This window comes from Streptomyces sp. NPDC023573, from assembly GCF_055559735.1.
In genome coordinates this window covers 381,128-391,639 of record NZ_JBVHKB010000003.1, presented here as the reverse complement: position 1 = coordinate 391,639, position 10,512 = coordinate 381,128, and the positions used below count along the sequence as shown (strand labels likewise).

General features: G+C 74.7%; 2 protein-coding genes. Both read right to left on the bottom strand.

Annotated elements, in window-relative coordinates; all coding sequences use genetic code 11:
• Positions 1-25: 25 nt before the first annotated feature.
• Positions 26-4,777: a type I polyketide synthase gene (locus tag ACZ32T_RS12340; RefSeq protein WP_467366634.1), complete on the bottom strand. Its 4,752-nt coding sequence runs from the start codon at positions 4,775-4,777 to the stop codon at positions 26-28.
• Positions 4,777-10,206 carry a type I polyketide synthase gene (locus ACZ32T_RS12335; RefSeq protein ID WP_467366632.1) on the bottom strand — a complete coding sequence of 1,810 codons (5,430 nt, stop codon included), beginning with the start codon at positions 10,204-10,206 and terminating at the stop codon, positions 4,777-4,779. Before ACZ32T_RS12335 ends, ACZ32T_RS12340 begins: the two co-directional genes overlap by 1 nt.
• Positions 10,207-10,512 lie beyond the last annotated feature (306 nt).

Here is a 10,512-nt window from a genome sequence, read left to right as displayed (position 1 = left end):
GCCGGGGTGTCGTGGGAGTGCCGGGTCACGCCGAGCCGAGTTCTTGGTCGATGAACGCGAAGACGTCGTCGGCGGAGGCCTCTTCCAGCCGGCCGGTGACGGCTGCCGCGTCCTGGCCGAGGGTCTTGTCCAGGTCGTTGAGCAGGGTCTGCAGCCGGGTGGTGACCCTGCTCTGCTCCAGGTCCTCGGCGGTGAGGTCGCCGAGCCGGGCGGCGACCCGTTCGAGCTCGGCGACCACGGCGTCCACGGAGGTGTCCGCGCCGGCGAGTTCGGTGCCCAGGTACTTGGCGAGGGCGGCGGGTGTGGCGTAGTCGAAGATGAGCGTGGCCGGCAACGGCACTCCGGCGGCGCCACTGATCCGGTTGCGCAGGTCGACCGAGGTCAGCGAATCGAAACCGAGGTCGCGGAACGCGGTGGTCGGTTCGACGGCGGAGGCGTCGCCGTATCCGAGGACGGTGGCCGCCTGGCCGCAGACCAGGTCGTGCAGGGCGCGCTCGCGCTCCCCTCCGGTGAGTCCCGCGAGCTTCTCGGCGAAACCGTCGGCCGCGTTCGCGCCGTCCGGGCCGCTCGTGGTGCGCCGCGCCTCGGGCAGTGCGGACAGCAGCGGGCTGGGGCGGGTGGAGGTGAACGCGGGGGCGAAGACCGACCAGTCGACGTCGGCGACGGTGACGGTGGTGTCGCCGCCGTCCAGGGCGCGGCGCAGCGCGGTGAGGGCGGTGTCCGGGTCGAGCAGGGACATGCCCATCGCCTTGGCCGAGGCGCGCACCGTGCCGTGCGCCGCCATGCCGTCGCCGCCCCAGGGGCCCCAGGCCACGGAGGCGGCGGGCAGTCCCGCCGCGTGACGGTGCTCGGCCAGGGCGTCCAGGTAGGCGTTGGCGGCGGCGTAGTTGGCCTGGCCGGCGCCGCCGACGGTGGCGGTCAGGGAGGAGAACAGCACGAACGCCGACAGGTCGAGCCCGGCGGTCAGTTCGTGCAGGTGACGGGCGGCGTCCGCCTTGGGACCGAGGACGCGGGCGAACCGGTCGGCGTCCAGGGCGTCCAGGACGCCGTCGTCGAGGGCACCGGCCAGGTGCACGACGGCCGTCAGGGGGTGCTGCGCCGGTACGGAGTCCAGCAGGCCGGCCAGTGCGGACCGGTCGCCGGTGTCGCAGGCGGTCAGGGTGACGCCTGTACCGGTGGCGGTGAGTTCGCGGACCAGGTCGGCGGCGCCGGGTGCGTCGGGGCCCCGGCGAGAGGTGAGCAGCAGGTGCTCGGCTCCCTCGGCCGCGAGCCGGCGGGCCACGACCGCGCCGACCGCGCCGGTGGCGCCGGTCACCAGCACGGTGCCGGACGGCTTCCAGGGGGCGCCCGCGCGGGCCGGGGCGTGCTCCAGCCGGCGTCCGTGGGCGCCGGACTCGCGGATCACGACCTGGTCCTCGCCGCCGGCGTCACCGAGCAGCGCGGCCAGGCGCGCCACGGTCCGCGGGCCGGCCTCGGCGGGCAGGTCGACGAGGCCGCCCCACCGGTCGGGGTGCTCCAGGGCGGCGACCCTGCCGAGGCCCCACAGGGCGGCCTGGGCGAAGCCGGTGACGGTGGCGCCCGCTCCGTGTGCGACGGCGTCCCGGGTGGCGCACCACAGCGGGGCGTCGGCGCCGGTGTCGCCGAGTGCCTGGACGAGTGCGGCGAGGGCGTCCGGCGGCGTCGCCGGGGCGGGCAGGTACAGGATGCCGTCGACCGGGGTCCGGCCGGTGAGCGCGTCGGCCAGTGCGGCGCGGTCGGCGGTGTCCGGCACGGTGAGGATCTCGACGTCCAGCCCGTGGCCTGCCAGACCTTCTGTCACCGCGCGGGTCCACGGGTCCTCTGCGGTGGACGCGGGGACGACGGCCAGCCAGGCACCCCCGAGGGCCGGGGTGGCGGGAGGTGCCAGGGGTTCCCAGGTGACGCGGTAGCGAAGCCCGTCCGCCGCGGCGTGCGCCTGTCGCCGGCCGTGCCAGGTGGCGAGTGCGGGCACGACTGCGGCGACGGAGCTCTCGTCGTCGAGACCTAGAGTGGCGGCGACGGCACTCACGTCCTGCTCGCGTACCAGGTCCCAGAACGGGTCGCCGGCGTCGCCGCCGGAGCCGGCCTGCCGCTCGGCCTGCAGGATGGGGGCGTCCTCCCAGTGCCGGTCCCGGCGGAACGGGTAGGTGGGCAGATCGACGGTGCGGCCTCCGGTGAAGACCGTCGGCCAGTCGGGGCCGGTGCCGGTGAGGTGAAGACGGCAGAGGGCGTCGACGAGGGCGGTGTCCTCGGCTCGGTCGCGCCGCTGGGTGCCGATGGCGTCGGGGACCACGTCCTGCGCCATGGTGCTGAGCACCGAGTCGGGGCCGATCTCCAGGAAGCGGGTGGCGCCCTCGGCGGCGAGCGTGGTGGCCCCGTCATGGAAGCGGACGGCCTCACGGACGTGCCGTACCCAGTAGTCGGCGTCGGCCAGGTCGTCGGCGATCCGTCCTGTCACGTTGGAGACGACCGGGAGCGCGGGCTCGTGAAAGGTGAGGCCGGCCAGTACCTCGCGAAAGGGGTCGAGCATGGGGTCCATGCGGTGCGAGTGGAAGGCGTGCGACACCTTCAGCCGGGTGCTCTTCTCGGCTCGGGCCGCGACGGCGAGGACGGCCTCCTCGTCGCCGGAGACCACGACGGAGCGCGCGCCGTTGACGGCGGCGATGTCGACACCGTCGGTGAGGAGCGCGACGACGTCCGCCTCGGTGGCGCGCAGGGACACCATCGCGCCGCCGGCCGGCAGGTCCTGCATGAGGCGGCCCCGTGCGGCGACCAGGGTGACCGCGTCCTTCAGGCCCAGTACGCCGGCGACGTGGGCGGCGACGATCTCGCCGATCGAGTGTCCGGCGAGCAGGTCGGGGCGGACGCCCCAGTGCTCCAGCAGCCGGTAGAGAGCGGTCTCGAAGGTGAACAGCGCCGCCTGGGTGTACACGGTGCGGTGCAGCGGCGCGTCGGCGCCGTCGGCGTCCTCGTCGAACATGACGTCGCGCAGCGGCCGGTCGAGGTGCTCGTCGAAGGCGGCGCAGATGTCGTCGAAGGCCGCGGCGAACACCGGGAAGGCGGCGTGCAGTGTGCGGCCCATTCCGGGGCGCTGCGAACCCTGTCCGGAGAAGAGGACGGCGAGGCGGCCGGGTTCCGGTGCCACGACGGGCCGGCGGGTGCCGTCGGCGACCTCACGCAGGGCGGCCAGCAGCTCGTCCCGGTCGCGTCCCGTGACGGCGGCGCGATGGGTGAACAGGGAGCGGGTGGTGGCCAGCGAGTGGCCGACGTCGTACGGGTCGAGGTCGCCGGCGACCGCCAGCAGCCGTTCCGCCTGGCGCTGTACGGCGTCGGCGCCCTTGCCCGAGAGCAGCCACGGCACGACGGGCAGCTCGGTGCGGTGGGGGGTGTTCCCGTCGGACCCGGTGGGCGGGGCCTCCTCCAGGACGGTGTGCGCGTTGGTGCCTGAGATGCCGAAGGACGAGATCCCCGCGCGGCGCGGCCGGCCGTCGCCGCCCCAGGGGCGCGGCTCGGTGAGCAGTTCGACGTCGCCCGCGCTCCAGTCGACGGCGGTGCTGGGGGTGCCGACGTGGAGGGTCCTGGGAAGGGTGCCGTGGCGCATCGCCATGACCATCTTGATGACGGCGCCGACTCCGGCGGCGGCCTGGGCATGGCCCATGTTGGACTTGATGGAGCCCAGCCACAGGGGCCGGCCCTCGGGGCGGTCCTGCCCGTAGGCGGCGATGACGGCCTGGGCCTCGATGGGGTCACCGAGCGTGGTGCCGGTGCCGTGGGCCTCCACCGCGTCGATGTGGTGCGGCGCCAGTTGGGCGTCGGCGAGCGCCTGCTGGATGACGCGGACCTGGGCCGGCCCGCTGGGCGCGGTCAGCCCGTTGGAGGCGCCGTCCTGGTTGACGGCGCTGCCGCGGACGACCGCGAGCACCTTGTGGCCGTTGCGGCGGGCGTCCGACAGCCGCTCGACGAGGAGCATGCCCGCGCCCTCGGCCCAGGCGGCGCCGGCGGCGGCGTCGGAGAAGGAGTGGCAGCGGCCGTCCGGCGACAGGGCGCGGCGCTCGCTGAACTCGACGAACATCTCGGGGCTGGCCATGACGGCGGCGCCGCCGGCCAGCGCGAGGGAGCACTCCCCCTTGCGCAGTGACTGGATCGCCGAGTGGAGGGCTACCAGGGAGGAGGAGCAGGCGGTGTCCATGGTGACCGCCGGGCCCTCGAGTCCGAGGGTGTAGGCGATCCGGCCGGAGACGATGCTGCCGGAGATGGTGCCACCGACGTAGTCGTGGTGCATCAGCCCGACGAAGACACCGGTCCGGGTGCCCTTCACGCCCGTGGGGTCGATGCCGGCCCGCTCGAAGGCCTCCCAGGTGACCTCCAGCAGCATGCGCTGCTGAGGGTCCGTGCCGGGCGCGTCCTTGGGGCTGATGCCGAAGAAGGCGGGGTCGCACTCGGCGGCGTCGTGGAGGAATCCGCCGTGGCGCACGTAGGTCTTGCCGGGTGCCCCGGGCTCGGGATCGTAGAGGGCGTCGACGTCCCAGCCGCGGTCGGTGGGGAAGTCCGAGACGACGTCGATGCCTTCGTCGACGACGCGCCACAGGTCCTCGGGGGTGCGTATGCCTCCGGGGTAGCGGCAGCCCATACCGATGATGGCGACGGGCTCGTGGGCCTGCTCCTCCAGTTCCCTCACGCGGCGCCGGCTGCGCTCCAGCTCGGTCGTGGCCCGCTTCAGGTAGTCGCGGAGCTTGTCGGCCGTTGCCGGGTCTTCCATCACAGGGCTCCCAGTTCGTTGTCGATCGTCGCGAAGAGTTCCGCGTCGCTGGCCTCGCCGAAGTCCTGCGCCGGCGCAGGCGTGGCGTCGTCTCCACGGGCGTCCTGCCAGCCGCGGAGGAGGGCTTCGAGGCGTGCGGTGACGCGGGTGTGGCTGCCCTCCTCGTCGGGCAGGCCGAGCAGCACGGCCTCGAGCCGGTCCACGTCGGCCAGGGCGGTCCGGGCGAGGTCGGCCGGACCCGGGACCAGTTCGGTCCTGAGGTGGGCGGCGAGTGTGCGGGGCGAGGGCTGGTCGAAGACCAGCGTCGCGGGGAGGGTGAGGCCGGTGGCGCCCGCGAGGAGGTTGCGCAGTTCGACGGCGGCGAGCGAGTCGAAGCCCATCTCCTGGAAGGCGCGTCCGGGGTCCACCGACTGCGGTGAGGGGTGCCCGAGCACGCCCGCGACATGGGTGCGGACCAGATCGAGCAGGGCGCGGTCGCGTTCGGTGTCGGGCAGGCCGGCGAGCCGCTCGCGCCAGGAGGCGGACGACGTGCCGTCGGCGGTCCCCGCGCCCGCCTTGCGGGCCGCGGGGCGGACGAGCCCGCGCAGGAGCGCGGGGACGCCGTCGGGCCGGGCCCGGACGGCGGCGCCGTCCACCCGGACGGGGACCACGAGGGCGTCCTCGGCGCCGAGGGCGGCGTCGAACATGCGCAGTCCCTGGGCGGGAGTCAGGGGCGGCAGGCCGAGACGGCGCAGCCGCTCCAGGTCGGCCGCTTCGATGCCGGCGCTCATGCCGCCGCCGGATGCCCACAGGCCGTAGGCCAGGGAGACGGCGGGCAGTCCGAGGGAGCGGCGATGGGCGGCGAGGCCGTCGAGGAAGGTGTTGGCGGCCGCGTAGTTGGCCTGGCCGCCGCCGACGAGGAGGCCCGCGGTGGAGGACAGCAGGACGAAGGCGGACAGGTCCGACTCCCGGGTCAGGTCGTGCAGGTGCCAGGCGGCGTCCAGCTTGGGCCGCAGGACCCGCTCGACCCGGTCCGCGTCGAGGGTGGCCAGGACGCCGTTGTCGACGACGCCGGCGGCGTGCACCACGGCGCGGACCGGGTGCCGGCCGAGCAGTGCGGCGAGGTCGGCGCGGTCGGCGACGTCGCAGCGGGCGAGGGTGACCTCGGCGCCGAGTGCGCCGAGTTCGGACCGGAGGTCGGCCGCGCCGGGGGCGTCCGCGCCGCGCCGGCCGGCCAGCAGCAGACGTCGTACGCCGTGCTCGGTGACCAGATGACGGGCGATCAGGGCGCCCAGGCCGCCGGTTCCGCCGGTGACGAGGACCGTGCCGTCCGGGTCCCAGACGTGGGGGCCGCCGGGCTTGGCGCGGGCCAGGCGCGGCACGCGTACCTCGCCGTCGCGGACCGCGGTCTCCGGCTCGTCGGAGGCCAGCGCGGTGGCGAGTGCCGCGTTCGGGGCGGCGCTGCCGTCGGTGCCGATCAGCAGGAAGCGGCCGGGGTTCTCGGCCGCCGCGGCGCGCACCAGGCCGAACAGCGGGGTGTGCGTGAGGTGGTCGCCACGCAGCAGTACGGCGAGCCGGCGGCCGGTGAAGCGTTCGTCGTCGAGCCAGAGCCGCAGGGTGTCCAGGGTGGAGCCCACCAGGTCACGTGCCCGCTCCGGCAGGCCGGCGCCGGTGCCGGGGTCGGCGGGTACGGCCAGGACGACCGTGCCGGGCACGTCGCCCGCGTCCGCCAGTGCGGCCGGATCGGCGTACCGGGGTGCGTCGAGGCCGGCGTCGGCACCGCACACCGCCAGGTCGGACGGGTCCAGGCGCGCGGCGCCGGGGACCGGGACGAGGTCGACCCGGTACAGGGGGTCGTCCGCGTCCGCGGTGAGCTGCTCGGCCGTTACGGGTCGGGCCACGAGGCCGCGGACGGTGGCGACGGGTGCGCCGTCGCCGTCGGCCAGGTCGAGGCGTACGGCGTCGTTGCCCTCCGGGGACAGGCGCAGGCGCAGGCGGTCGGTGCCGGCCCGGTGCAGCGTGACGCCGCTCCAGGCGAACGGCAGCACGGCCTGTCCGCCGGGCAGGTCCAGCAGGTTGACGTGGAGGGCCGCGTCCAGCAGGGCCGGGTGGAGGCCGAAGGCGCCGGCGTTGGTGCGTGCTCCGTCGGGCAGGGCTGCCTCGGCGTACAGCTCCTCGCCCCGGCGCCACATGGCGCGCAGGCCCTGGAAGACCTCGCCGTAGCCGTATCCGGTGCGGGCCAGCCGGTCGTAGAGCCCTTCCAGGTCCACGGGTTCGGCACCGGCGGGCGGCCAGGCCGCGGGGTCTGCGGGTGCTTCGCCGTCGGAGGGCACGGTGGTGAGGACGCCACCGGCGTTGCGGGTCCACGGAGTGCCGGGGGCGTCGGTGCCACGTGACCAGACGGTCAGTTCACGGCGTCCGTCCCGCTCGGCGTCGACGGCGACCTGTACGGCCACGGAGCCTTCTTCGGGCAGGGTGAGGGGGGCGTGCAGGGTGAGTTCCCCGACGGTGTCGCAGCCGGTCTGCGCCGCGGCCAGCAGCGCCATCTCGACGAAGGCGGTGCCGGGCAGCAGGACGGTGCCGTGGACGGCGTGGTCGCGGAGCCAGGGGTGGGAGGACAGGGACAGCCGTCCGGTGAGGACCGCGCCCTGGGTGTCGGGCAGTTCGGTCGCGGCCGTCAGCAGCGGATGGCCGGTGGCCTGCTGTCCGAAACCTTCGGCGTCGCCGGTGCCCCGCGCGGCGGCTTCCAGCCACAGGCGGGTCCGCCGGAAGGCGTAGGTGGGCAGGTCCGTGCGCCGTGCGTGGTGCGGTGCGTGGAACGCCTCCCAGTCGACGGTTCCACCCGCGGCGTGGAGCCGGGCTACCGCGGTGACGAAGTCGTGCGGTGCTTCGCCTTCACGGCGCATGACGGGCAGGCAGACGCTGTCCGGAGGGAGGAACTCGGCGGCCATGGCGGTGAGCGCCGCGTCCGGACCGACTTCGAGAAACGCCCGTACGCCCAGGTCGTGCAGGGTGGTGAGAGCGGGAGCGAACCGGACGGGGCGGCGGACGTGATCCACCCAGTAGCCGGGGGTGGTGAGCTCGCCGGGGGCGGCGAGGGTGCCGGTGAGGGCGGAGACCACCGGGATCCGGGGCTCCTCGTAGGCGCACCGGGAGGCGGCCTCGGCGAAGGCTTCGAGCATCGGGTCCATCAGCGGCGAGTGGAAGGCGTGGGAGACCTTGAGCCGCTTGCCGCCTCCGAAGCGGGCGGCGAGTGCGTCGACGGCCTCCTCGGTTCCCGAGACCACCACGGAGCGGGGGCCGTTGACGGCGGCGAGGCCGACCCGCTCGTCGAGGTACGGGGTGACCTCCTCCTCGGTGGTCCGCAACGCGGCCATGGCACCGCCGGCCGGGAGCGCCGCCATCAGGCCGCCCCGGGCGAGGACGAGGGAGACCGCGTCCGGCAGGGAGAGCACTCCGGCGACGTGGGCGGCGGCCAGTTCGCCGACGGAGTGGCCTGCCAGGTAGTCCGGCACCGCGCCCCACGACTCCAGCAGCCGGTACATGGCCACCTCGGTGGCGAAGATCGCGATCTGCGCGTAGTCGGTGCGGGTCAGCAGCGCGGGGTCGCCGTCGGTCACCTCGGCGAGCGGACGCTCCAGACGGGGGTCGGCGAGGGCGCAGACCGCGTCGAACGTCTCGGCGTAGACCGGGTAGGCGCGGCGCAGTTCGCGGCCCATGCCGGGGCGCTGGGCGCCCTGTCCGGTGAACAGGTAGGCCGTTCTGCCGCCGGCCGGGGTGAGCGGGGTCGCGGTGGCCAGGGCGTCCAGCAGTGCGCCGGACTCGCTGCCGACGGCCACGGCGCGGTACTCGAAGTGAGTGCGGGTGGTGGCCAGTGAGAGCGCCACGTCCGCCGGAGCGGCGCCCTCGCGTCCGGTGAGGTGATCGCGCAGGCGGGCGATCTGACCGGCGAGGGCCTCGGGGCTGCGGCCGGTGACGATCCAGGGCACGGGTGTGACGGCACGGGGTTCCGCCGATGTGGCGGCCGGTGTCGCCTGCCCGTCGGGGGTGGCCGCCTCCTCTTCGAGGGGGGCCTGCTCCAGCACCACGTGGGCGTTGGTGCCGCTGATGCCGAAGGAGGAGACGGCCCCGCGGCGCGGGCGGCCGGTGTCGGGCCAGGGGCCTCGCTCCAGGGCGAGTTCGACGGCTCCCGCGTTCCAGTCGACCTGGTCCGTGGGGGCGTCGACGTGGAGGGTGGGCGGCACCTCGCCGTGGCGCATGGCCATGACCATCTTGACGACCCCGGCGACGCCCGCGGCGGCCTGCGTGTGGCCGAGGTTGGATTTGACGGAGCCCAGCAGCAGCGGCCGGTCGGCAGGGTGTTCGCGGCCGTACGTCGCCAGCAGCGCCTGTGCTTCGATCGGGTCGCCGAGCGAGGTCCCCGTGCCGTGCGCCTCCACCACGTCGACGTCGGCGGCGGTGAGACCCGCGCCGGCCAGCGCCTGACGGATGACCCGTTGCTGGGAGGGGCCGTTGGGTGCGGTCAGCCGGCTGCTGGCGCCGTCGGAGTTGACGGCGCTGCCACGCACCACGGCGAGCACCGGATGGCCGTTGCGCCGCGCGTCGGCCAGGCGTTCCACGAGCAGCATGCCGGCGCCCTCGCCCCAGCCGGTGCCGTCGGCGGCGGTGGAGAAGGCCTTGCAGCGGCCGTCGGGGGCGAGCCCGCGCTGCCTGCTGAAGTCGACGAACGTCTCCGGGGTGGACATCACGGTGACCCCGCCCGCCAGCGCGAGGGAGCACTCGCCGGCCTGCAGGGCGCGCACCGCCCAGTGCAGGGCGACCAGTGAGGAGGAGCAGGCGGTGTCGACGGTGACGACCGGGCCTTCCAGGCCGAACGTGTAGGCGATGCGCCCGGACGCGATGCTCGCGGCGCTGCCGTTGGCGAGGTAGCCGTCGAGGTCCTCGGGGACGGTGTCGAGCCGGGTGGCGTAGTCGTTGTACATCACGCCGGCGAACACGCCCGTGCGGCTCCCCCGGAGGGAGGCCGGGACGATGCCGGCCCGCTCGAACGCCTCGAAGGAGGTCTCCAGCAGCAGACGTTGCTGCGGGTCCATGGCAAGGGCCTCACGGGGGCTGATGCCGAAGAAGTCGTAGTCGAAGTCGGCGGCGTCGTGCAGGAATCCACCGGTGCGTGCGTAGGTCGTGCCGGCCCGGTCCGGGTCGGGGTCGTACAGGACGTCAATGTCCCAGCCGCGGTCGACGGGGAACTCCGACACGGCGTCGGCCCCCGACGCCACCAGGTTCCACAGGTCCTCGGGCGAGGTGACACCGCCCGGGTAGCGGCAGCCGATGCCGACAATGGCCACGGGGCCGTGTGCGCGTTGTTCGTTCTCGCGCAGCCGGCGTCGCGCCTCCCGCAGATCCGCGGTCGTCCGCCTGAGGTAGTCGAGCAGCTGCTCTTCGTTGTTCACCAGCGCGCCATCCGATCGGGATCGAAAGTGGGCCTCGGTCCTGCGGACTGTCTCCGGACGGGATCCCGGTCCGCTTCCCCCTCCGCTGACGGAGGCTAGGTAGGGGACGGGTGCGCCTGATACCCCTACGGCCCCCAGGGGCCACGGCGGGCACACGGGTGGCCGTACGATGTGCCCGAACGGGCAGCGCCGCGCGGATACGTGCCCGGGTGCCGCGTGCGGCAGCCCGCTTCTTTTCTTTACTTCCCGGTAAATCAACCGACCACGAAAAGTCGCCCCGGACCGGCATCGTGAGTGAGAAGTAAC

Bases quoted from the DNA above. Each gene is read 5' to 3' on its own strand.
- ACZ32T_RS12340 (WP_467366634.1), bottom strand. From the start codon at position 4,777: ATGGAAGACCCGGCAACGGCCGACAAGCTCCGCGACTACCTGAAGCGG.